The 22,693-nt window shown below is 58.8% G+C and carries 17 protein-coding genes and 1 riboswitch; of the genes, 8 read left to right on the forward strand and 9 right to left on the reverse strand.

Annotation, left to right across the window (positions count from 1 at the left end; genetic code table 11):
• Positions 1 to 104: 104 nt before the first annotated feature.
• From C3F38_RS14495 to C3F38_RS14505, 3 genes are all read right to left on the reverse strand, one after another.
• Positions 105 to 1,574 (reverse strand): aspartate aminotransferase family protein, encoded by a 1,470-nt coding sequence (locus C3F38_RS14495; protein ID WP_038871724.1) that lies wholly within the window; start codon positions 1,572 to 1,574, stop codon positions 105 to 107.
• Between the two features lie 18 nt (positions 1,575 to 1,592).
• Entirely contained in the window at positions 1,593 to 2,975 is a 1,383-nt protein-coding gene (locus C3F38_RS14500; protein ID WP_071845411.1) for a diaminobutyrate--2-oxoglutarate transaminase, read from the reverse strand.
• Positions 2,976 to 3,480: 505 nt separating this feature from the next.
• Positions 3,481 to 4,701, reverse strand: a complete 1,221-nt coding sequence (locus C3F38_RS14505; protein WP_055316910.1) for an NADH:flavin oxidoreductase/NADH oxidase family protein — start codon at positions 4,699 to 4,701, stop codon at positions 3,481 to 3,483.
• Between the two features lie 72 nt (positions 4,702 to 4,773).
• Here C3F38_RS14505 and C3F38_RS14510 point away from each other — a divergent pair, with 72 nt between their 5' ends.
• Positions 4,774 to 5,196 (forward strand): MerR family transcriptional regulator, encoded by a 423-nt coding sequence (locus C3F38_RS14510; RefSeq protein ID WP_038871685.1) that lies wholly within the window; start codon positions 4,774 to 4,776, stop codon positions 5,194 to 5,196.
• Here the strand turns inward: C3F38_RS14510 and eno are convergent.
• Genes eno through C3F38_RS14525 form a run of 3 tightly spaced genes read right to left on the reverse strand, consistent with a single transcriptional unit; the run spans position 5,183 to position 7,880 of the window.
• Entirely contained in the window at positions 5,183 to 6,466 is a 1,284-nt protein-coding gene (gene eno / locus C3F38_RS14515) for a phosphopyruvate hydratase (protein WP_038871684.1), read from the reverse strand. The genes C3F38_RS14510 and eno overlap by 14 nt on opposite strands.
• A gap of 16 nt (positions 6,467 to 6,482) precedes the next feature.
• Positions 6,483 to 6,911 carry a hypothetical protein gene (locus C3F38_RS14520; protein ID WP_055316912.1) on the reverse strand — a complete coding sequence of 143 codons (429 nt, stop codon included), beginning with the start codon at positions 6,909 to 6,911 and terminating at the stop codon, positions 6,483 to 6,485.
• 3 nt (positions 6,912 to 6,914) lie between these two features.
• Positions 6,915 to 7,880 carry a DHHA2 domain-containing protein gene (locus tag C3F38_RS14525; protein ID WP_080479022.1) on the reverse strand — a complete coding sequence of 322 codons (966 nt, stop codon included), beginning with the start codon at positions 7,878 to 7,880 and terminating at the stop codon, positions 6,915 to 6,917.
• A gap of 40 nt (positions 7,881 to 7,920) precedes the next feature.
• A riboswitch (Fluoride riboswitch) is annotated at positions 7,921 to 7,996 on the reverse strand.
• Positions 7,997 to 8,244: 248 nt separating this feature from the next.
• Between C3F38_RS14525 and C3F38_RS14530 the strand changes: the two genes are divergently transcribed.
• From C3F38_RS14530 to C3F38_RS14560, 7 genes are read left to right on the forward strand one after another with little or no spacing between them, the layout of a single operon-like run.
• The gene (locus tag C3F38_RS14530; protein ID WP_055316914.1) at positions 8,245 to 10,686 is read left to right on the forward strand and encodes a glycogen/starch/alpha-glucan phosphorylase; all 2,442 of its coding nucleotides are present in this window, start codon (positions 8,245 to 8,247) and stop codon (positions 10,684 to 10,686) included.
• Between the two features lies 1 nt (position 10,687).
• Entirely contained in the window at positions 10,688 to 11,575 is an 888-nt protein-coding gene (locus tag C3F38_RS14535) for a hypothetical protein (RefSeq protein WP_223294935.1), read from the forward strand.
• A 12-nt stretch (positions 11,576 to 11,587) separates the two neighbouring features.
• Complete coding sequence (locus C3F38_RS14540; protein ID WP_223294936.1) at positions 11,588 to 12,823, forward strand: PP2C family protein-serine/threonine phosphatase; 1,236 nt, start codon at positions 11,588 to 11,590, stop codon at positions 12,821 to 12,823.
• 27 nt (positions 12,824 to 12,850) lie between these two features.
• Positions 12,851 to 13,192, forward strand: coding sequence for an STAS domain-containing protein (locus tag C3F38_RS14545; protein WP_038871672.1), 342 nt, complete (start codon positions 12,851 to 12,853; stop codon positions 13,190 to 13,192).
• Between the two features lie 25 nt (positions 13,193 to 13,217).
• Positions 13,218 to 13,670, forward strand: a complete 453-nt coding sequence (locus C3F38_RS14550; RefSeq protein ID WP_038871669.1) for an ATP-binding protein — start codon at positions 13,218 to 13,220, stop codon at positions 13,668 to 13,670.
• Between the two features lie 39 nt (positions 13,671 to 13,709).
• On the forward strand, positions 13,710 to 15,590 hold the full coding sequence (locus C3F38_RS14555) for a diguanylate cyclase domain-containing protein (RefSeq protein ID WP_038871667.1): 1,881 nt from the start codon (positions 13,710 to 13,712) through the stop codon (positions 15,588 to 15,590).
• A 4-nt stretch (positions 15,591 to 15,594) separates the two neighbouring features.
• Entirely contained in the window at positions 15,595 to 17,370 is a 1,776-nt protein-coding gene (locus tag C3F38_RS14560; RefSeq protein WP_038871664.1) for a sensor domain-containing phosphodiesterase, read from the forward strand.
• A gap of 11 nt (positions 17,371 to 17,381) precedes the next feature.
• Here the strand turns inward: C3F38_RS14560 and C3F38_RS14565 are convergent, their stop codons facing one another.
• Genes C3F38_RS14565 through C3F38_RS14575 form a run of 3 tightly spaced genes read right to left on the reverse strand, consistent with a single transcriptional unit; the run spans position 17,382 to position 22,692 of the window.
• Positions 17,382 to 19,565, reverse strand: a complete 2,184-nt coding sequence (locus C3F38_RS14565; protein WP_055312862.1) for a glycoside hydrolase family 2 — start codon at positions 19,563 to 19,565, stop codon at positions 17,382 to 17,384.
• Entirely contained in the window at positions 19,562 to 22,243 is a 2,682-nt protein-coding gene (locus C3F38_RS14570) for a response regulator (RefSeq protein WP_038871660.1), read from the reverse strand. The genes C3F38_RS14565 and C3F38_RS14570 overlap by 4 nt, the downstream gene beginning before the upstream one ends.
• Positions 22,240 to 22,692: a hypothetical protein gene (locus C3F38_RS14575; RefSeq protein WP_038871657.1), complete on the reverse strand. Its 453-nt coding sequence runs from the start codon at positions 22,690 to 22,692 to the stop codon at positions 22,240 to 22,242. Before C3F38_RS14575 ends, C3F38_RS14570 begins: the two co-directional genes overlap by 4 nt.
• Position 22,693: the final 1 nt, after the last annotated feature.

Below are 22,693 nucleotides of genomic sequence, written 5' to 3' on the forward strand. Positions count from 1 at the left end.
GTTTGCTGCAGTATATCAGCGTAAACGCTGCGTCTCCTGCGATTGATGAGCAATAAAAAAGCCGATAACGGAGGTTATCGGCTTGGGTGGCAGGCTGGGCGACGTTACGCCGGCAGCTGCTGTGCGGTTTTCTCGACCAGCGCCAGCAACAGCTTGATGTCTTCCAGCGTCACGATCGGGTTCAGCAGCGTCATCTTCAGGCAGGTCACGCCATCGAACTCGGTCACGCCGACGTTGGCGCGGCCCGATTCCAGCAGGGCGTCGCCGATGCGCTGGTTGAACAGCGCGACGGCCGCGTCGCCGTTCGCCGCCAGCTGCACCGGACGGTAGCGGAACAGCACGCTGGCCAGCTGCGGCTGCATCACCAGTTCCAGCGATTCCTGATCGGCGATGTAACGCGCCACCTGCTGCGCCAGCGTCACGCCATGATCGATGATCTCGGCGTATTGCTTCTGCCCCAGCGCTTCCAGCCCCATCCACAGCTTCAACGCATCGAAGCGGCGGGTGGTCTGTAGCGATTTGGACACCAGGTTCGGCACGCCTTGCGCTTCGTCAAACTCGGAGTTCAGGTAGGCTGCCTGATAGCGCATCAGCTCATAGTGGCGCTCGTCTTTCAGCAAGAAGGCACCGCAGCTGATGGTCTGGAAGAACTGCTTGTGGAAGTCCAGGGTAATGGAGTCCACCAGTTCCAGGCCGTCCAGGTAGTCGCGGTACTGCTCGGAAAGCAGCAGCGCGCCGCCCCAGGCCGCATCCACGTGTACCCAAATCTGCTGTTCCGCCGCCAGCCGCGCGATGTCGCGCAGCGGGTCAATGGCACCGGCGTCGGTGGTGCCGGCGGTGGCGACAATCGCCATCACCTGCTCGCCGTTGGCCTTGGCCTGCGCCAGTTTTTCCGCCAGATCGTTCACGTCCATACGGGCGAAGCGATCGGTTTTCACCAGGGTGACGGACTGATAGCCGAGGCCCATCAGCGCCATGTTCTTCTGCACCGAGAAGTGGGCGTTTTCAGAACAGAACACCTTCAGCTTGCGCAGATCGCCCACCAGGCCGTCCTGCTGCACGGAGTGGCCCTGACGCGCGAAGAACGCATCGCGCGCCAGCATCAGACCCATCAGGTTGCTCTGGGTGCCGCCGCTGGTGAACACCCCGGCATCGCCGGGCTGGTAACCGACCTGGGCACGCAGCCACTCGATCAGCTTCATTTCGATCAGCGTGGCCGACGGGCTTTGATCCCAGGAATCCATGCTCTGGTTGGTGGCGTTGATCAGCACTTCGGCGGCCTGGCTAATCACCAGGCTCGGGCAGTGCAGGTGCGCCACGCACTGCGGGTGGTGCACCGACAGGCTGTCTTTCAAAAAGTACTCGATGGCACGATCGATAGCCGCCTGGTTGCCCAGGCCTTGCGGGGTGAAGTCGAGCTTGATGCGCTCGCGCAGTTCGGCCACGCTTTTGCCCTGATACATCTCGGGCTGCTGCAGCCATTGCACGACGGCTTCACTGCTCTGCGCGATCGCCTGGCGGTAAGCCTCGGCGCTGTGCGCCGAGGAAGCCAGAATCGGGTTTAACTTGGACATCGCGGTCATTCGCTCCAATCAGACTGGCTTGACGCCGGCGGCCAACAGCGCCTGCTCAAATTTATCCAGGAAAATACCCAGCTCATCGTTGGTGATCAGCAGCGAAGGCAGCAGGCGCAGCACGCAGCCGTTGCGCCCGCCGCGCTCCAGGATCAGGCCGGATTCGAAGCATTTCTTCTGCAGCAGCGCAGACAGTTCGCCATCGGCCGGGTAGCAGCCCATGTGATCCTGCGCTTCATTCGGCTTGACGATCTCGATGCCGATCATCAGGCCCAGACCGCGGACGTGACCGATCACCGGATAACGTTTCTGCAGCTCGGCCAGTTTGCCTTTCAGCCATTCGCCTTGAGCGGCCACTTTGTCGGCGACCTTGTGCTCTTTCAGGTATTGCAGGGTGGTCAGGCCGGTGGCCATCGCCAGCTGGTTGCCGCGGAAGGTGCCGGTGTGGTGACCCGGTTCCCAGGCGTCAAACTCTTTCTTGATGCCCAGTACCGCGAGCGGCAAGCCGCCGCCGACCGCTTTCGACATCACGATGATGTCCGGCTCGATGCCGGCGTGTTCGAAGGCGAACAGCTTGCCCGTACGGGCGAAACCGGCCTGAACTTCGTCGATGATCAGCAGAATGCCATGCTCCTGCGTCACTTTGCGGATGCGCTGCAGCCACTCGGCAGGTGCCGGGTTAACGCCGCCTTCGCCCTGAACGGCTTCCAGGATCACCGCCGCCGGTTTACGCACGCCGCTTTCCACGTCGTTGATCAGGTTGTCGAAGTAGTAGGTCAGCGCCTTGACGCCGGCTTCGCCGCCGATGCCCAGCGGGCAGCGGTATTCATGCGGATAAGGCATGAACTGCACTTCCGGCATCATGCCGTTGATCGCCGCCTTCGGCGACAGGTTGCCGGTGACCGACAGCGCGCCGTGGGTCATGCCGTGATAACCACCGGAGAAGCTGATCACGCCGGAACGGCCGGTGTGCTTTTTCGCCAGCTTCAGCGCGGCTTCCACCGCATCGGCACCGGACGGGCCGCAGAATTGCAGGCAATACGCTTTGCCTTCGCCCGGCAACAGAGAGAGCAGGTAATCGGAGAAACGATCTTTTAACGGGGTCGTGAGATCGAGAGTATGTAACGGCAAGCCGCTGGTAATGACATTTTGGATGCTTTGCAGGACGTCGGGGTGATTATGTCCAAGAGCCAACGTTCCCGCCCCGGCCAGGCAATCAAGATATTGATTATTCTCAACATCAGTGATCCAAACGCCCTGGGCTTTCGCAATTGCCAACGGCAATTTGCGCGGATAACTCCTAACATTCGACTCAAATTCGGCTTGGCGCGCCAAATAGGTTTCATTGTTTCCGTTTAATGAGTTTGCAACTAAAGTATCAATACGGACTTTATCCGTCATCATATCTCTCCTACAACCGAAGGTCTCAACACGCTCCGATTGAATTAATGAATTAGAAAAGTAACTGCCTTGTGAAAAGCGCGACCAATATATGGCTTTTTCGCCTGGGACTCAATAGCCGATTTTGTTTTGAATTGTTTGGTTTTTTCTTAGGCTCATCAATATGTTGTTGATTTATTGACCGTTGATTTTGCCGGTAAAAAACAACATATCGTTAACATGGCACAAAAATCCTTTCCGCCGCCAACCTGCAGGCGGCTTTAATACGCTTATTAATAAGGTGAATTTCCGCTTAATAACATAAATAGGAATTAACGGCTTATTTTTATCTATTCACCACCTTAAGTCCTATAGCGTTTATATACACAAAATTTGTGATGAATATAAATGGCCAACCGTTAAAAGCGCAGCATCCAGATCGGTGATTTCTCTCAGATTTCACGTAGCGCGATCAAAAAAGCGCGATTTTTACGCAGCGCCGGCCGGTGCGCCGGCGCTGTTGCCGTTAACGTTGCCGTAACCAGGCGTGGTAGCGCTGCAGGATACGGCGGGTGCGCCATTGATCGACGATCAGCGTGAACAGCGGGGAGTAGCGTACGTTGCGCGGCCGATTGTCACTCAGCGCTCGCATCCGGCGCTTGACCAACGCCATGCGGGCGAGCGACGCCATCGCTTTGCTGCGCCAGGTGACCGGGGCAGGCAGCGCATGGGGAGCCGCGCCGGTTTGCCAGCGCCGCGGCAGATCGGGCACTTCCGCCATGGCGGTGGCGATGCCGGCAACCGCAACGCCGCTGTCCAGCACCCGCCGCGCCACCGAAGGACGGGCGATGCCGCCGGTGGTCATCACCGGCATGCGGGCCACCGCAGCAAGATCGCGGGCGAAGGACAGAAAATAGGCTTCTCGCGCCAGGGTGCGGCCGTCCGCCGTTTCGCCTTGCATCGCCGGGCTTTCGTAGCTGCCGCCGGACAGTTCGATCAGATCGACCGGCAGATCGTTCAGCATCAGCACCACCTGGCGGGCATCGTCCGATGAAAAACCGCCGCGCTGAAAATCGGCGGAGTTCAGTTTGACCGCCACGCAAAAGCCCGGCGAGACGCGCTCGCGCACCGCACGCACCACCTCCAGCAGCAGGCGGGCGCGGTTCGCCAACTCGCCGCCCCAACGATCGTTGCGTTGGTTGGTCAGCGGTGAGAGAAACTGGGATATCAGGTAACCGTGCGCCGCGTGGATCTCCACGCCGGTAAAACCGGCCCGTTCGGCGGCGTGCGCGCTGGCGGCGAAGCGCGCGATAACCTCGGCGATCTGCGTTTTATCCATCGCCTGCGGCTGGGCGAACAGCTTGCTGTGCTTGCCCATCGCCAGCGGGATGGCGGAGGGCGCCCATGCGTTGCCGCCCATGTTCGCCATCACCTGCCGGCCCGGGTGGTTAAGCTGCATCCACACCTGCGCGCCGCCCTGGCGTGCGGCTTTGGCCCAGGTTTCGAACGGGGCGAGCGGCGTGTCTTGTTCCAGCACCACGCCGCCGGGGCCGGTCATGGCGCGGCCGTCGATCATCACGTTGCCGGTGATGATCAAGCCGGCGCCGCCTTCGGCCCAATAGCGGTATAAGCGCCACAGCGCCGGGCCGGGCAGTTGGCCCGGGGCGGCCAGATTTTCTTCCATCGCCGCCTTGGCCAGACGGTTGGTCAGGCGGCTGCCGTTGGGCAGCGTCAGTGGGGTAAACATCGGTTTTGCGCTCCTGTCGTAAGGGGAATGGCGCTATACTAGGTTTAAAGTTAACTTTAAGGTCAATAGGGCATGAAGATCGGAGAATTGGCGCAGCGCGCCGGCGTGGCTGCCTCGGCGATACGCTACTACGAGCAGCTGGGGCTGCTGCCGAAACCGGTGCGCGGCGTCAACGGCTATCGGGTCTACAGCGATAGCGCGCTGGAGCGATTGCACCTGATCCAAATCGGCCAAAATCTGGGGTTTTCGCTGCAGGCGATCCAACGCGTGCTGGCGCTGCAGGGCAGCGCTTATGAGGATGGGTTGATACGTGGCGTCGATGAACGGCTGGCGGAGATCGAGCTGATGATGGCCACGCTGAATGAACAACGAGAAACCTTGTTGACGACCCGGCTGACCTTATTGGAGTCCGGCGTTGCCGGGCTGTGCCAAGCCAAGGGCGTAAAACAGGCCGACGCATCGCCGGCCCGGCCGGCAAAGCTTAGCGGCGTTTAAAGGCGAAACGCCCGGCATACACCGCCGCGGCGCCCAACTGATCTTCGATGCGCATCAGCTGATTGTATTTTTCGATCCGCTCGCCGCGGCTCGGCGCGCCGGTTTTCAGATGGCCGGCTCGCATCGCGACCGTCATGTCGGCGATAAAGCTGTCGACGGTTTCACCGCTGCGGTGCGAGATAAAGGTGCCCCAGCCGTTCGCCTGGCAGAGCTGTACGGCGGCGAAGGTTTCGCTCAGCGTGCCGATCTGGTTCAGCTTGATCAGCGCCGCATTGGCCAACCGTTCATCAATCCCGCGCTGGATGTATTTCACGTTGGTGACGAACAGATCGTCGCCGACCAGCTCCACCTGGTCGCCCAGGGCGTCGCTCAGAATACGCCAGCCGGCCCAGTCGTCTTCGGCCAAGCCGTCTTCAATCAGCACGATGGGGAAGTCCTGCACCAGCCGTTGGTAATAGGCCGTCATCTGGGCTGCGTCCAACTCGAGGTTCTCGCTGCGCAGGCGGTACTTGCCGTCGGCGTAGAATTCGCTCGAGGCCGGATCCATGCAGATCGCGATATCTTCTCCCGGCCGGTAGCCGGCTTTTTCTATCGCCTGCACGATCAGCTCGAGCGGCTGGCGGTTTGAGGCGACCGCCGGCGCGAAACCGCCTTCGTCACCGACGCCGACCGACAGGCCTTTTTCCAACAGGATTTGGCGCAGCGCCTGATAAACTTCACTGCCCCAGCGCACGGCCTCGCGCAGCGACGGCGCGCCCAGGGGAGCTATCATGAACTCCTGAAAGTCCGCCCCTTGCCACCGGGCGTGCACGCCGCCGTTGATGATATTCATGCAGGGCACCGGCAGCAGGTTGGCGCCGATGCCGCCCAGATAACGATACAGCGGCAGCTGCGACAATTGCGCCGCGAGGCGGGCGGCGGCCAGAGAAACACCGAGCAGGGCGTTGGCCCCCAATCGGCTCTTGTTCTCGCTGCCGTCCAGCGCGATCAGCCGGCGGTCTATCTCCTCTTGTTGGCGCACATCCACTCCGCGCAGCACCTCGTTGATCGCCGTTTTGACGCTGTGCACCGCCTCCAGTACGCCTTTGCCGCCGAAACGGTGCGGATCGCCGTCGCGGTGCTCCACCGCCTCGCGCGACCCGGTGCTGGCTCCCGAAGGCACCGAAGCCCGGGCCACGACGCCCGCCGCGCTCATTTCGACTTCGACGGTCGGGTTGCCGCGCGAATCCAGGATCTCTCTGGCGGTTACACTTTCAATCTCATCGCTCATGGGTAGTCACCTCGTTCTAGGGAATGGGAACGTGCTTTATCAGCACATCGATGGATAAATGGTTGATGAATTCGAAGCCGAAGGAGGCATAGACGCCAAACGGACGGTTCTGATGGCCGAGCAACAAAAGATCGACGCCTTCACGGGCAATCAGGGCTTCGACGTCTTTGAAGCGATGGATGCTGACCATTGCGCGCACCTCCAGGGGGATTGAGCAGTCGTCCACCAGGCGGCTGAGCATGGCTTTGGTGGCGATCACCTCGCTGGACTGGCGATCTTTGGTTTGCGCATCGCTGAGGTAGTCCAGCTCGGCATAGTCGGCGCTGATGTGCGCCACGGTAATGCGCGTATTCATCTGCTGATTGAGGCGTTCGGCATGGCGCAACAGCAGCCGGCCGTCGCGTTCATCCTGCACCAGCAGTAAAGCGTGTTGGTAGATCGGCATGACTTATCTCCCTGCGTGAGCAATCTGTAGGGTTAACCACGGTAAAACCTCTTTTTTTCGGCTCGTCATCCCGGGCAGCGACACCTGCCGAATGGCGAGCACCCGGTTCGACGAGAAATACAGGGTGGATCGGCGGTGGGTGATATCGGTAACCAGGAGCGCGGTCATCTCCAGCCCGGCTTCCTGCTTCGCCTGCTCGAGTGCCTGTTGCAGCGCGGGCAACAGCGGATCGATGTCGCTCATGGCCCGCACTTCTATCTGCGACAGCAGCAGCGAAACGGTATGGATGCGGTAATTCTTGGCATCGCGCTGCAGCAACTGCGGGACGGATTGCCCGGAGAGATCGGTTTTGGCGGCCAGTAGCCCGGTGGTGAAGGTGTCATAGTCGACGTGAGAAATTGCGCGCAACCGGGTGACCGCCCGCCGATCCTGTTCCGTGGTGGTCGGCGCACTGAGCGCGACGGTGTCGCTCAGGATGGCGCCCAGCAGCAGCGTGGCCTGTGCGGCGTTAAGTGGCATCGGTTTTTCTGCCGTCAGGATCTGCAGGATCACGGTGGCGCAACAGCCGACGGCGCGCACCCAGACATCGGGCGGGTTGCGGGTGACTAATGTGCCCAGCCGGTGATGGTCGATAACGCCGACCACGTCGCTGTCGGGCAATGAGGCCGGGCCTTGTTCGATATCGGTAAAGTCGACCAGCCAGACTTTGCGGTCACGGAGATCGTCTGTCAGCAGCGCAGGCGCCTGTACGCCGGCGGCAGCCAGTATGTAGCGGGTTTCCGGCGTCAGCTCGCCAAGGCGGAAAGCCACGGCCGGTTTGCCGAGGTGATTGAGCCAGTCCGCGACCACCAGCGCGCTGCAGATGCTGTCGCTGTCGGGGTTTTTATGGCCGAAAACGTACAGAGGCATTTCCCGTGCGACGACATCGGGCTGGAGTGGAAAAGAGGTAAAACGTGAAATTTCATTCATAGCGACTCCTGACATACCTGCCTAAAAAATAAAGCGAAGTTGTATATCAGGCGTCATCATCCGGTTCGAGTGAACGCGGCGGTTGGGAAAGGTGGAACACCATCACCTTGTGAACGACTGTAGCGCAGCGCGGGGGTAAACGCAACGTTGGAACCGGCATGGATTAATCAAATCATTGCGTCGATCATCATTTAATTGTGCCAAATCCGCTCTTAATATAATTAACAATCTCACCATTCCCGTTTGAATTAAAAATAAATTCGGCAAAAAAAAGACATTATAAAAAAAGGGGCTAGAATTTATCTGATAACTTATTGCCGTTTAACGAATATACCGTTGAATATCATTCCCGAAAGGAAGTGCAATGACATCAGAACAGCCTGTAGCTACTGCGCCGAGCGTTAGCGAGCTGAGTGCGCAGATTGAAAAGAATCTTAAATATCAACTCTGTGTGGCCTTGTCGGCGGCAACTGAAAGCGACATTTTCAATGCAGTGGCGCTGACTGTTCGTCATTATCAATACGATGACTTTCTGATTACGCAGCAAAGACAACGCGCGGAAAAAAAGAAACGTCTTTATTATTTGTCGATGGAGTTTTTATTAGGTCAGTCACTGCGCAATAACCTGATCAATATCGGCTTGCTGACGAATATGCAGCGCGCGGTTACCGAATTGGGATTCGATTTCGAGCGCATTATTGATGAAGAGCCCGATGCAGCTCTAGGCAACGGCGGGTTGGGGCGCTTGGCCGCCTGTTTCATTGACTCGATGGCCACGTTGGACATCGCCGCTTCCGGGCACGGCATCAAATACGAGTATGGGCTCTTCAAACAGGCGATCCACGACGGCAGGCAAATCGAACAGCCGGATGACTGGCACTCCACGCACTCGCCGTGGCTGGTCGAGCACCACGCCCAACAGATGCTGATCCCGATCGGCGGCCGCGTTGAGCACGGTGAAGACGCCGAGGGAAACTATAACCCGATGTGGATGGATTGGCGGATTCTCGTCGGGATCCCGCACGACTATCTCGTTTCCGGTTATCAGGGGTCTGCGACCAATAAGTTGAGGCTTTACAGCGCACTGGCTTCAGATTCCTTCAATATTCATATCTTCAACCGGGGTGACTATATCAAGGCGGTGAGCGAGAAAATCGCCTCCGAGAATATCTCAAAGATTCTTTACCCGGCGGATGAGGCGTTGACCGGCAAGGAGCTTCGCCTCACGCAGGAATATTTCCTGGTCGCCTGTACGCTGCGAGACGTGCTGGCCGATTATGCGAAGGAAGAAGCGCCGATCGCGGCGTTGCCGGAACGGGTGGCGATCCAGCTCAACGACACCCATCCCGCTCTGGCGGTGGCAGAACTGATGCGCCTGTTGGTCGATGAGCACCAGCTGCCGTGGGAGCAGGCCTGGGACATCACGCAGCGAACCTGCGCCTTCACCAATCACACGCTGATGCCCGAAGCGCTGGAAACCTGGTCGGTGAGCCTGTTTGAAAAGTTGCTGCCGCGTCATTTGCAGATCGTTTATGAGATTAACCGGCGTTTTCTGGCGGAAGTGGCCGCACGCTGGCCCGAGCAACCGCAGCTGTTGCCGTCGCTTTCCCTGTTCACGGGCGAAAACGACAAAAAGATGCGGATGGCTAACCTGGCAATCGTCGGCAGCCATCGGGTTAATGGCGTGGCAAAGCTACATTCGGAATTGATCAAGAAAAACCTGGTGCCGGATTTTTATTTTATCTCGCCGGAAAAATTCATTAACCAGACCAACGGCGTCACGCCGCGCCGCTGGGTGCAGCAGGCTAACCCACCGCTGGCAGCGTTTCTGCATCAACATTTGGCTAAGGAATGGCCGACGGATTTGCAGCAGTTGGCCGGGCTGGAGAAATTGGCCGACGATGTTGGCGCGATCGACGAAATACGTACGATAAAACGCGCAAATAAGGGCACCTTGTGTCGGCTGATTGCAGAGCGACACGGTATCCATCTCGATCCGATGGCGATGTTCGACTGCCAGGTGAAGCGGATCCACGAATATAAACGGCAATTGCTGAACATTCTCCACGTGATAGACCTTTATCTGGAGATCAAGGAAGGCGGTAAAACCATCGCGCCTAAAGTGCATCTGTTCGCCGGTAAGGCCGCGCCGAGTTATGCGGTGGCCAAGTTGATCATTCAACTGATCGGTTGCGTGGCGCAGCGCATTAATCAGGACGCTCGCGTCGGCGGCCAGCTGAAAGTGGTGTTCCTCGAGGACTATAAGGTCTCGCTGGCCGAACGCATTATCCCCGCGACCGATCTGTCCGAGCAAATCTCGACCGCCGGTACCGAAGCCTCGGGCACCAGCAATATGAAATTCGCCCTCAATGGCGCATTGACCATCGGCACGCAGGATGGGGCAAACATCGAAATCCGCGATGCGGTTGGGGCGGACAATTTTTACCTGTTCGGTGCCACCGCAGAGGAAATCGACGCCATCAGGCGCAGCGGTTACCACGGTGGCGATCATTATCGCAACAATCCGCGTATCGCCCGTGTGGTGGACTCACTGACGTCGGGCCTGTTTACGGCCGACCCTGAACTGTTTGCGCCGTTACGCAATATCCTGATCGCCGGCGACTATTTCTGTCATTTGCAAGATTTCGAGAGCTATCGGCTGGCTCAGCTGCGAGCGGCGGCCGATTTCGACGAACCGGAGCGGTGGCACCGTCGCGCCCTGTTGACCATCGCACGCATGGGCGGTTTTTCCAGCGATCGCACCATTCGCGGCTATGCCAAGGAGATTTGGGGGATGAATTACTGATATGACCACCCGTTTATTACGGCGCCTGTCCCCGCTTGCCGGCTGTCTGTTCAGCGTTTGCGGCTGGGCGGCGGACACGACGCCTAACCAACCGGCAGTGCGGGTGTTCACCAGCCCTTGGGCGCGTCTGTTCTCCGGCAGCGAATCGTCTTTCTCCGCGGCGCTGACCTATAACTCGGATTTGGCCCGGCATCCGGTTTATGTGCCCACGGGGAGCGACTCTTCCGAGATCCGCGATAAGTACAATCAGCGCCTGCTGCTGAGCATGCAGTATTCGCCGATGAGCTATTTCTTCGCCAACATGACGGTGCGAATGCCGCTGCAGGACACCAATAAATACAGCACCGATTTCGTTTACAGCTTTGGCTACGATGACTGGCACCCCGGCACCTTCAGCCTGGTCTACGGCAACTATAACGATAATAACCACTTTTATCCGGCCAGCGGCGACAGACACACCTATTTTGAACAAGGCGCCTGGACGTTTGCGTATAAATTCAGTTTGCCGGACAGCGTCGAAAAACACCTGCTGATCAACAAGGAAGACGCGTTGATCTGCCAGGTGGGATACAGCTATGTCCCGCGCTACTATTCGTTGGCCGACAGCGGCATCAAACGTAACAAAAGCTCGCTGTTGGCCAGCTGCGGTTACACGCTGCTGCAACACTATTTCCTGCGCGTGTCGTCGTTCTATTACCCCGACAGTCAGCAACAGCAGCCCTGGGACTACGACTACACCTACAGTATCGGCTATGTGTCCAGCTATTTGCCGGGCGCGGTTTCCGTGCATTACGACAACTACACCGGTACGCGCTACCCATGGCGCAGCGATGCCAATGCCAATTTTCGGCGCGGGACGATCAACCTGAGCTGGACGCTCCCGTTTTAAGCGAGTGTGACTGTGGAACCGACGGAGAAAGACAGCGCATCCCCTTTGACCATCCTGATCGTCGATGACTCCAGGAGCTACCGGCATCTGCTGGGCAGCATGCTGAGCAAATGGGGCTACCGGGTGTTGGAGGCGCAGGACGGCGTGCACGCGCTGGCGATGTTGGAGACGCAAACCATCAACGCCGTCATCAGCGATTGGGAAATGCCGCAAATGGACGGCGTGGCGCTCTGCCACCAAATTCGCCAGCGTGATTTCGGTCATTACATCTATGCCATTCTGGTGACGGCGCGCCAGTCGATCGACGATCTGGTGCAGGGGCTGGAATCTGGTGCCGACGATTTCCTCTCCAAACCGGTCAATCAGAGTCAGCTGCGCGCCCGACTTCATGCCGCCGAACGCATCCTGACGTTAGAAAGCACGCTGGCGATTCGCAACCAGCGGTTGAGCAGCGCCTACCGGCAAATCGAGCAGGATCTGCAGGCTGCCGCACGATTGCAGCGCAGCGTGTTGCCGGCGGCAGCGTTGACGTTCAGCGGCTATCAGGCGGACTGGATGTTTTTGCCTTCCGCGTACGTTTCCGGCGACCTGCTGAACTATTTTGCGCTCGACGCCCGTCATTTGGCGTTTTACTGCATTGATGTCGCCGGTCATGGGGTGAGCGCCGCGATGCTTTCCCTGGCGGTCGCCAGAGAGTTTCTTACCGGCCGGGCCGATGGGCGACTGCTGATCGACGAGGGAGGCGTCATTGCGCCTCATCAGGTGGTCGCGGCGCTCAACCGGCGTTTTTGCTTCGACAACGAAGAAATCACCAGCTATTTCACGCTTATTTACGGTTTTATCGACACTCGAACCGGGCGGGGGGCGCTCTGTCAGGCCGGGCATCCGACGCCTTTCATTATCTGCCGGGACGGTGAACTGCGTACCGTCGGCCTCGGTGGTGTCCCCGTTGGGCTTTTTCCCCAGTCGGAGTATCAAAGCTGCGAGTTTTCTCTGGCGCCCGGCGAACGGCTCTATCTTTACAGTGACGGCATCAGCGAATGTGAGAACCGCGCGGGAGAGCTCTATGGAGAAACGCGGCTGCAGCAGTTACTGACAGAGCATCGTCTGCTGGCGACGGCCGCGGTTTTCCAGCGCGTTGAACGCGAGCTGGGCGACTGGAGCCGACCGGAGCCTGACGGGCTCGCAGAGTACGGCCGTTTCTTTAATGACGATATTTCGCTGGTGGCGATCGAGCGCACCGCATAACCGCAGACAACTTCGATGAGGAAGACCATGAATTTTGAAATGTACACCGAAAATGACATCGAGATCGTGGTGCCGCTGGTGCGCCGCCTCGACGCTTCCGTCGCGCTGGCGTTCAAGCAGCAGGTGCTGGAAGTGATCGAGCGTAACGGTAATCACGTACTGCTCGACTTCAGCCGAGTCGATTTCATCGACAGTAGCTGTTTGGGCGCGCTGGTGTCGATACTCAAGACGTTGAACGGAAAAGGGGAACTGGTGCTGTGTTCGCTGAACGGCAATATTCAGCATCTGTTCAAACTGACCCGTATGGACCGGATTTTTACCATCGGCGCTACGCGGCAGGACGCGCTAAATATCCTTGCCCGCGAATAGCGTGGCGTTTAACCGGGAGGCCTTGATGGAGACAGCCACCACCACGCTGCGCCTGGGTGCGGCGCTTGAAAATCTGGATACGCTGAGCAACGCTTTTCAGCGGTTCGTGGCGCCGTTCGCGCTTGATCCGGCAGCGATATATCAGATGGATTTGGCGGCCAGCGAGGCATTCAGCAACATCGTCCGGCACGGCGTCAATTACGACGTGCGGCATAACGTGGATGTGACTATGTCACTATTTGCCGACGCGATCGCCGTGACGCTCACCGACAGCGGGCGTCCTATACCGGCGGACATTCTGCAGGCGGTAGCGGATAAACAGCGGTCGTTCCCCGAACCGGGCTCGCTGGAAAGTTGGCCAGAAAGCGGAATCGGATTGATACTGATTTATTCCATGATGGACGAAGTTCGTTACCGTTCCGCCGACGGACGCAACGAACTGATTCTGATTAAAAATACGACGGGCGATCGGACCTGAAAGGCGGCGTGGCCCGTTGGAGACGCAACAGGAGTCAATATGCTCGAACCCTGCTTCCCCGAAAACGAGGCCGAACGCCTGTCGGTATTGAATTCGCTGAACGTGCTGGATTCGAACTCGGTGGAAAAGCTGGATCGCATCACGCGGCTGGCCGCCAAATATTTCGGCGTCACCATTGCGCTGGTGTCACTGATCGACCGGGATCGCCAATGGTTTTTATCGCGCTATGGCTTGGATGCGCGGGAAACGCCGCGCAATATCTCGTTTTGCGGCCATGCCATCTTGCAGCGTGAAACGCTGGTGGTGCCCGACACTGCCAAGGATCCGCGCTTTTTCGATAATCCGCTGGTGGTCGGTGGCCCGAGGATCGGTTTTTATGTCGGGCAGCCGTTGTTATCGCTGGACGGCTTGCCGCTCGGCACGCTTTGCATTATCGACAGCCACCCTCATCCTTTTCCTCAGGACAAACTGGCCGACCTGCATGACTTCGCCGCGGTAGTGGAAGAGTATCTGCAAAGCATTGAGCGCCACGTCTATACCGAAAACCTGAAATCCGATCTGCAGCGCACGGAGGCGCTATTCGAGCAGACCTTTTCTCAGGCGGCGGTGGGCATGGCGCTGGTCTCGCTGCAGGGCTATTGGCTGCGGGTCAATCCGCGCATCTGCGAAATGCTGCAATACTCCGAGCGCGAGCTGATGGATCGCACGTTTCAGGACATCACTTATCCACTCGATCTCAATACCGATCTGGAGTACTTGCAACAGCTGCTGAAAAACGAAATCAGCACCTATTCGATGGAAAAGCGTTATTTCCGCGCCGACGGCTCGATCGTCTGGGTGCAGTTGACGGTGGCGCTCAATCGCCTGCCGAACGGCAAGCCGGACCATTTTATCTCGGTTATCGTCGACATCAGCGAGCGCAAGGCGGCGGAGGCCGACCTGTTCGCCTTGCAGCATGAGCTGGAAGAGCGCGTCGAAATCCGCACGCATGAGCTCAACGTGGTGGTTAAAAAGCTCAACGAAGAGATAGAAACCCGGGTACTCGCCGAATCTCAGCTCAGCGCGGAGAAAGAACGCCTGCGCGCCATTACCGACAACATGCCGGCGTTAATCAGCCAGATCGACGCCAATGAACGCTATCTGTTTGCCAACAGCGCCTATAAAACCTGGTTTGGTCTGGAAGAGGCCAGCCTGCAGGGCATGACGGTGCGCGAGTTTATGGGCGAAAGCGTCTATCAAATGGCCAAGCCGATGATCGAACGGGCTCTAGCGGGCGAAATGGTCAGTTTCGAAAACGAATTGCAGACCCAGCAGGGGCTGCTGATGATCCACACCACGCTGGTGCCTTGCGAAGCGCAGGGATTTTACATTCTCGCCATGGACATCACTGAACTGAAGCGCCTGCAGCAACGGTTGGAGTATGACGCGACGCACGACATGCTGACCGGATTGACCAACCGACGCGCATTTCTGCGCCGGTTATCGGGCACGCTGCAGGCCTGTTGCCACCAGCGACAGATGGCGCTGCTGTTCATCGATCTTGATGGTTTCAAGACCCTGAACGACAGCTATGGCCATGACTTCGGCGATGTGATCCTGAAGACGTTCGCCAAATTGCTCAGCGCCTGCGCCGGCGAACGCCACAGCGTATCGCGCCTGGCCGGCGATGAATTCACGGTGATCCTGTGGCCGTTGACGGCGCCGCGGCGCGAGGTCAACGAATTCTGCGAAAAGGTGTTGGCGCAGCTGGCCGGCATTTCGCAGATCGGTCAACAAAAGGTCTGCCTGTCCGCCAGCATTGGCGCGGCGATCTCTTCGAACGGAGAGGTGACGGCGGAAATGCTGTTGGCCAGCGCCGATAGCGCAATGTATCAGGCGAAATCCGCCGGCAAAGGCACTTACGCCATCTGCGAGCTGTGAACGAATGCTAAGACATCTCAGTAAGAACGAAGACGAGCGCCTGGCGGCCATCGATGCACTGGCGGCCTTGGGGGCCGGCCACGACGATGCGATCCATCAGGTGCTGAATATCACCCGTAAACTGCTGGAGGCGTCGGGTTGCCTCATCTGCCTGTACGGATCGCGCAAGATCTGGCTCCGCGCACAGATTGACATCGGCTTTGAAGAGATAGATTTCGCCAGCCCTTTGTTCAATTTCGTTCGCCTGCAGGGCGAGGCGCTGTTTTGTCCGGATACTTTCGCGGATGAACGCTTTGCATCGGATCCCATGGTCAGGGGGGAGGCGGCTGTCCGCCACTGTACCGCCATCCCGCTTTCCACCCGCGAAGGTTACACGATCGGCGCATTTTGCCTCGTTGGCCCGCGACCAAAGCACTTAACGCGTCGCCAGGTCGAACTGCTACGCAGTATGGCCACTATCGTTGCCGAGCTCATCGAAGCACAGAGCGAAATCGGCCTGGTCGATGCCATTACCCGCTTGCCCAATCGTCAACGTCTAATGGGGGAGCTGGGTAATCTAGCGGATACGGGAAAATACGCGTTATTGCTGGTCGATACGATAGATATCAAGTACGCCTACGAGATGGCACGCTCCTTCGGCCTGTCTACGGTAGAGTTACTGCTGGGGGACATCGGCCATTTCCTGAAAGAGACTTTTCTCAGCGATCGGATGTTATACAGCATCGCGCCAGGACGTTTCGCCGTCATCATCGCGGCGCAGCAAATACCGCAGGCCAAGCACGATTTGTTGCGCTGCGCCGACCGTCTGCACCGCGAAGTGAGGGGGGACGTGCCGTTGCGGCTGGAACTTTATGCCGGTTATGCGTTATTTTCCGCGCCGCATGCCGATCCTGCCGAGATTTTGCGCCAGGCGACCAGCGCGCTGCATGATTCGATAGACGAAGGCAGGATCGTTTCTCTTTACAGCGAGCCGAAAGATGCGGTGCGTAAACATAAGTTCAATCTGTTCAATGAATTGGCGCAGAGTCTTAAGCAGAATCGCGGGCTGTTTTTGGAGTATCAGCCCCAGATTGATTTGACAAGCGGCAGGATTGTCGGTGCGGAGGCATTATTGCGTTGGCGGCATGAACGCTTGGGGGCTATCCCGACGGCGGAATTCATTCCGCTGGTGGAAAATACCTCTCTGATAAAACCGCTTACCGAGTTCGTCATCGCGCAGTCGATTGAACAGCTGCTGTTGATGCGCGAAGCGGGGATCGTGTTCCCGATTTCGATCAATGTGACGGCCGGCAATCTGGCCGAGCGGCACTTTGCTGCGCGGTTGCACGAGGCCATTGTCCGGCGAGGGCTGCAGCCGGGCGATATTGAGATAGAGTGTCTGGAGTCGCAACGTATCCAGGAAAGCAGCGTGGCGCTGGCCTGTCTGCATACGCTAAAGGCTAACGGGCATCGCATTGCGCTGGATGACTTCGGCGCCGGTTACAGCAATTTAAACTATTTGCGCCATATCCCCGCCGACGTTGTCAAACTGGACGCCTCCCTGATCAAACAGCTGAAGAGCGATGCGGAAAGCCGCATTATCGTGCAAAACATCATCGATATGCTGCATAAGCTCAACTATGAAGTCTTGGCGGAGGGCGTGGAAGACCAAGAATCGCTCCACTACCTGACTCAATATCGATGTGACGTCGCGCAGGGCTTCTATTTTTCACCGGCGGTGACGTTGGAGAAGCTCTGCGCGTTAGTCGACATCCACGGACAGCAGCGGCGAAAACCGTAGCGCGGCATCGTTTATGGGATGCCCACCGAAAATTGCCGGCGATTCTCACCCAGGCGAAGGCCGTTGCTGTCCGTCAGTTCCGTCACTACCTGCAAGGGCTGTGCCGTACGCGGCGTGAGCTTGAGCTCCTTCAGTTTACGACCGCTGTCCGCCGGCAGATCGAGCGCCATCTCGCCGCGCGCCAGCTCCTGCTCGCCTTGCGTTACTCGCCAACGCAACGTGGCAGCGGTGTAGTCTTGCCAGCGATCGTTGATCGCCCACAGGCCGACCTTACCGCTTTCGCCCGGTCGCCAGTTGAGCGTGAGCGGCTCGATGGAGGGCAGCACCGGTTGATAGGCGCGTTGCAAGGCGAAGTAACCCGCTTTGGGGTGCCGTTGATAATCGATGACCGCCCAGTTGATTGAAGGCCAGGTTTCGCTGAACATAAACTGGAACAGAGCGGCGACCGGTTGATAGCGTTGGCGTCGATAGCTCTCCGCCGCCAGTTGGATGCCTTCCGCCTGATAACCCTGGGTGTTGGCGATAAAGCTCTCTATCGTAGCGCCACGCGACAATTTGGCCAGGCCAAAAGCCTGCTCGGGCTGGAAGTTGTGATATTGCCACACCTTCCAGCCCGGATCGTCGGGTGACGTGCTGGCGGGCCACAGCTTCGCCGCCGGAATGATGGTGCGCAACGTGGCGAGGCGAGGGAGCGCCTGCGCGCCAAACTCGCTGATGATCGCCGTGGTCGCCGGCTTGAGGAAATCACCGACAGAGCCGAAATACCATCCCTGCCAGTAATGCTCGGCGACCGTCGACCAGCGGTGAACGATGCGGGTGCGGTCTTCGCTCAACGTGTCCGCCACGCGTTGCGCCAGCCGGCGGTTGAGCGTGGGGGTCCAATCGGTAAACCGCTGTTTCATCCACGGGGAGTCGAAAGGCGGTTCATTTTGCCCGGCCCACACGATCACCGAAGGGTGATTGCCCCGTTGTCGCAGCAGATCGCCGGCCTGGCGCGCCGCTTCGGCGGCGAAGGCTTCACTGTCGTCATACCCCCATTGCAGTGGCATATCTTGCCACAGCAACATGCCCAGTTCATCGGCCTCGCGATACAGCGCCTGGCCGGCAACGTGCCCGTGCACCCGTACCGCGTTGATGTTTGCCGCGCGCATCAGCAGCAGATCCCGGCGATAAAGCGGGGCGGTCATGCTGCCGAGCCACGGTGAGCCGATATAGTTGGTGCCGCGAATAAACAGGCGCCGGCCATTGATCGTCCAGCCGTGGCCTGATGCCAGCTCACGAACGTCTCTCAAACCGGTTTGCGACGTGTGTCTATCCAGCAAGCCTTCAGCGTCGGATAACGTTGCCTCGATGCGATAAAGATGTTGCGCCCCATGGCCGTATGGCCACCAAAGTGCGGCGCCCGGCATCGGCAGCGAAACGGCGAGCGGTGCTTCGCCGGTCAACGTTACGCGGCGAGAAAGGCGATAGCTCTTGCCGGTGAAATTCAGCGGCGTCAGGCGCAGGATCAGGCGCGCCTTTCTCGGCCGATTCACCCGATAGTCGAGACGGATGTCCAGCGTCGGCCGCGCCAATCCCTGACGCCAGTCGGGCAGCGCCGTGAGGTTATCGATCGCCGCACCGCGGCTAAGGCGTAGCGTGACCGGCTGCCAAATACCGCCTGAGTTGGCGTCCTGGCCCTGCGGCGACCAGGCACCGCCGGGGCGGGTATCGTGCTGCGACAGTACGCCTTTAATCACGCGCTTGTGCAGCGGCCAGACGCTGCCGGGGGGTTCAAACGGACTGTCCACCCTCACCAGCAGGTGGTTTTCGCGCTGAGCCGCCTGCGTGACGTCGAACTGGAAACGCTGAAAATAGCCCTGATGCCGCCCGATAAAACGCTGATTGAGCCAGGCCTCCGTGCGATAGTCGACGCCGTCGAAAGTGAGCGTGGCCAGCCGATCGTGGGCGAGGCGCGGCAGGGTGAATGTCGTGCGGTACCACAGAGCGCCCTGGTGATCGACGCCGGCGCTGTACCAGTTCGCCGGAACCCGCAGAGGACGCCAATTCGGCGTCAGGCGCTGCCGATCGTCATGGGGCGGGTTGGCGTCCTGGTATTGCCAAACGCCATCGAGAGAAACGCTGCGCGGCGTTTGGGCAAGGGGGGATGACGCGCAGACCAGCAGCCCCAGAGAGAGCCAGAATTTTGTTTTCATGTTGCCTCCACGATGGCGATCAGCGCGTCGCGTAGCTGCCGGCTCAACGGCGCCAACTGCGACTGCAGAGAGGGGAGCGACGCGAGATCGCGGGCGCCGGCGGCCTGCTCAATGGCTTGCAAACAGGGTGTCAGCGGCGAGCCGGCAAAGTGCAGCGTTTCGCCTTTGAGGCGATGCGCGCAGCGTTTGATCTCGTCGCATGTCTGAGCGGCGATCGCCGCTTGCAAGGTATTCAACAGACCAGGCAATTCGTCGATAAACATCGCCGCCAGCTCGTTGAACAGCGCCGGATCGTTGTCCAACTGCGCGAGCGCAAGCGGATAATCGAAGGCGAGCACCGGAGCCGCGACGACCTGCGTAATTTCCTCCGCCAGTTTCTCCAGCAGGATGGGTTTGGCAATGTAACCGTCAAAGCCGAGCTGCAGGCATTTTTCTCTGTCGCCTTTCATGGCGTGTGCGGTCATGGCGATGATCCGCTGCGTCGGTTCGCCCGCCGGTTGCCGCCGCTCTGCCTGACGAATCGCCTGTACCGCTTCGACGCCGTCCATTTCCGGCATCTGCAAATCCATTAGAATGACGTCGTAGCGCGCCGTTTGCAGCCGGTTCAGCGCTTCGGCGCCATTGCCGGCCAGATCGGCGCTGTGCCCCAGTTTGCCGATAAAGCTGAGCGCCAGCTTTTGGTTGATCGGATTGTCTTCGGCGATCAGCAAATGATAGCGGGGGGCCGCCGCGTTCACCGGCGGCTCGTGGGTGGGGGGGGCGGCTGCGGGCGCGCTCGGTAGCATCGGCATCAGCGCCTGCTCCATGGCGGCAAACAGTTCCTCGGCATCGATAGGCTTCATCAGGAAAAAGGAGACCCCGACTTTTTTCAGCACCGCCTTATCGATCCGGCTGCCCGTCGAACTCAGCATAATCAGCGTGCAATGCCGCAATGATGGGGTAGACATGATCTCCAGCGCCAGCGCCATACCGTCCATTTCCGGCATTTGCGCATCCAACAGCACCAGCGGGAAAGGCGCGCGATTGTTCATCAGCGCCAGCGCCTCTTTGCCTGAACCGGCAAGAGTGGGTTTCAATCCCATATTGCGCAGCAGGTCGGACAGCAGACGCAGGTTGGTGGCATTGTCGTCCACCACCAGCACCTCGATGCCCGCGAGCGTCTGCGGCCAGCCGACGCTTTCTCTGCGCGCGCCTGACAACACCGGCAGGGAAAAATAGAAACAGCTGCCGCGCCCGGCATCACTGTCGACCTGCAATTCTCCTCCCATCATCGCCACCAGCCTGGCGGAGATCGTCAGCCCGAGACCGGTGCCGCCGTATTTTCTGGTCGTCGAGTTATCCGCCTGGCTGAACGATTCGAAAATGACTTTCTGCTTGTCTTTGGCGATGCCGATACCGCTGTCGCGGATGCTGAACAACAAACGATGCGGATCGTCGGCCACCGGCTCAATACGCAGCACCACTTCGCCAGCGGGAGTAAATTTGAGCGCGTTGCCGATCAGGTTGGTCAGTATTTGGCGTAGCCGCAACGGGTCGCCATAGATCTCGTCGGCAACGTCAGGGTGGATATCCACCAGCAGCTCTACGTTTTTCTCGGAGAACTTGGGCGTCAGCGGGCGGGTGATCTCCTGAATCAACGGCCGTAGGGCGAAATCTTCCGGATCCAGGCTGATCTTGCCCGCTTCGATTTTGGAGAAGTCCAAAATGTCATCGATAATTTTCAACAACGCGCGCGCGGAACTGTATGCCATCGTGATGTAGTCGCGTTGTTCCTGATTCAACTCGGTCTCAAGGCAGAGTTGGGTCATGCCGAGAATGCCGTTCATCGGCGTGCGTATTTCGTGGCTCATATTGGCGAGAAACTCGCTTTTCGCCTGGCTGGCCGCTTTGGCTATCTCAACCGACTGGCGGGATGAGGCCTCCGCCTCTTTGTGTTCCGTAATATCCTGCAGCGTGCCGATGACCCGCTGCACTTCGCCGTGCATGCCTTGCTGCACGATCTGGCCCTGCAGCGACACCCAGCCGTAACGCTCATCCGTGCGCTGCACTTTTGCTTCGCAGGCGAAAATCGGCAGGATGGCCCGGCTCGCCTGGCGAATACTCTGCGTGAAATGCGCCAGACAGTCGGCCGGAAAGGCCTGCGTCCACAAGCTGCCGGAAAGCACCGGATTGGTGCGCGGAATATCCAGCAACAGCAGCAACGCGTCATTGACCTGCAGCTCGTCTGTTGCCAAATCCCATTCCCAGATGCCGATGCGCGAGGTTTCGGCCGCCAGAATAAAGTCACTGTGCAGCCGTTGTTCGGCTTTAATGACGTCGGCATAGCGGCTGATATCGGTATGGGTACTGATCACGCCGCCCTCGGGCGTCCGGTGGTGCTGGATATACAGGGTGCGATCGGTGATCCGTCGAACTTCGTAATGATCTGGCCGGCGGTAGTTGGCCAGCAAGGTGGCCGCCATGCGCTTTTTGGCTTCGTCATGCAACGCCGGATAGCTGATGTCGATCATCATGCGTAAGACGTCGGCGAGCGTAAGCCCGACGCGTAACCAGGATTCAAGGCCGGGGTAATACTCGATTACGCGCCGGTTCCAATAGCTCAGCCGTTCTTCGGCGTCATAAATGGCCAGCGCAATAGGCGGGGCGTTGAGCGCGGAAAGCAGCGGCAGCTTGTTCATCCCGGCAGCCCCGATTGCGCGCTGGGATTGTGATGCAGTTCGGCCTGCCGCCGCATGAATTCCAGCCCCGGCGCCAGCACGATGGCCCAGGCGGTCAGGATCTCTTCATCGCATTCGGGATCGAGATCCCGCACGGTTTGCAGCACGGCCTTGCGCCACAGCGCATAAATCGACGGCGGCAGATTGAGGCTTTGCGGGCTGCCTTCTTGCGTCACCTGCACCAGGTAATCCGCCACGATATGGGTATTGGCGACCGAGAGCATGTAGAAAAAGGTTTTATAAATGATTTTCTGTTTTTCCAGCCGCTGAGCGATGCTGCCCGGCGAGCTAAGGTCTTCGGTGCTGCCGATAAACAACGCATAAAAATGGGTGAAGAACCGATCGCCTTTATCTCCCTGAGTGATGCGGCTGTAGCTGTTATTGAACAGCTCTTCATAATTGATGCCCATG

The sequence above is a fragment of the Serratia sp. SSNIH1 genome (assembly GCF_002935055.1).
GTDB classification, from domain to species: Bacteria; Pseudomonadota; Gammaproteobacteria; order Enterobacterales; family Enterobacteriaceae; genus Serratia; species Serratia nevei.

Coding starts and splice junctions, on each gene's coding strand:
- C3F38_RS14505 (WP_055316910.1), bottom strand. CDS start 4,701: ATGTTTACCCCACTGACGCTGCCCAACGGCAGCCGCCTGACCAACCGT.
- C3F38_RS14530 (WP_055316914.1), top strand. CDS start 8,245: ATGACATCAGAACAGCCTGTAGCTACTGCGCCGAGCGTTAGCGAGCTG.
- eno (WP_038871684.1), bottom strand. CDS start 6,466: ATGAGCGATGAGATTGAAAGTGTAACCGCCAGAGAGATCCTGGATTCG.
- C3F38_RS14560 (WP_038871664.1), top strand. CDS start 15,595: ATGCTAAGACATCTCAGTAAGAACGAAGACGAGCGCCTGGCGGCCATC.
- C3F38_RS14495 (WP_038871724.1), bottom strand. CDS start 1,574: ATGTCCAAGTTAAACCCGATTCTGGCTTCCTCGGCGCACAGCGCCGAG.
- C3F38_RS14550 (WP_038871669.1), top strand. CDS start 13,218: ATGGAGACAGCCACCACCACGCTGCGCCTGGGTGCGGCGCTTGAAAAT.
- C3F38_RS14565 (WP_055312862.1), bottom strand. CDS start 19,565: ATGAAAACAAAATTCTGGCTCTCTCTGGGGCTGCTGGTCTGCGCGTCA.
- C3F38_RS14500 (WP_071845411.1), bottom strand. CDS start 2,975: ATGACGGATAAAGTCCGTATTGATACTTTAGTTGCAAACTCATTAAAC.
- C3F38_RS14545 (WP_038871672.1), top strand. CDS start 12,851: ATGAATTTTGAAATGTACACCGAAAATGACATCGAGATCGTGGTGCCG.
- C3F38_RS14555 (WP_038871667.1), top strand. CDS start 13,710: ATGCTCGAACCCTGCTTCCCCGAAAACGAGGCCGAACGCCTGTCGGTA.
- C3F38_RS14525 (WP_080479022.1), bottom strand. CDS start 7,880: ATGAATGAAATTTCACGTTTTACCTCTTTTCCACTCCAGCCCGATGTC.
- C3F38_RS14570 (WP_038871660.1), bottom strand. CDS start 22,243: ATGAACAAGCTGCCGCTGCTTTCCGCGCTCAACGCCCCGCCTATTGCG.
- C3F38_RS14510 (WP_038871685.1), top strand. CDS start 4,774: ATGAAGATCGGAGAATTGGCGCAGCGCGCCGGCGTGGCTGCCTCGGCG.
- C3F38_RS14520 (WP_055316912.1), bottom strand. CDS start 6,911: ATGCCGATCTACCAACACGCTTTACTGCTGGTGCAGGATGAACGCGAC.
- C3F38_RS14575 (WP_038871657.1), bottom strand. CDS start 22,692: ATGGGCATCAATTATGAAGAGCTGTTCAATAACAGCTACAGCCGCATC.
- C3F38_RS14535 (WP_223294935.1), top strand. CDS start 10,688: ATGACCACCCGTTTATTACGGCGCCTGTCCCCGCTTGCCGGCTGTCTG.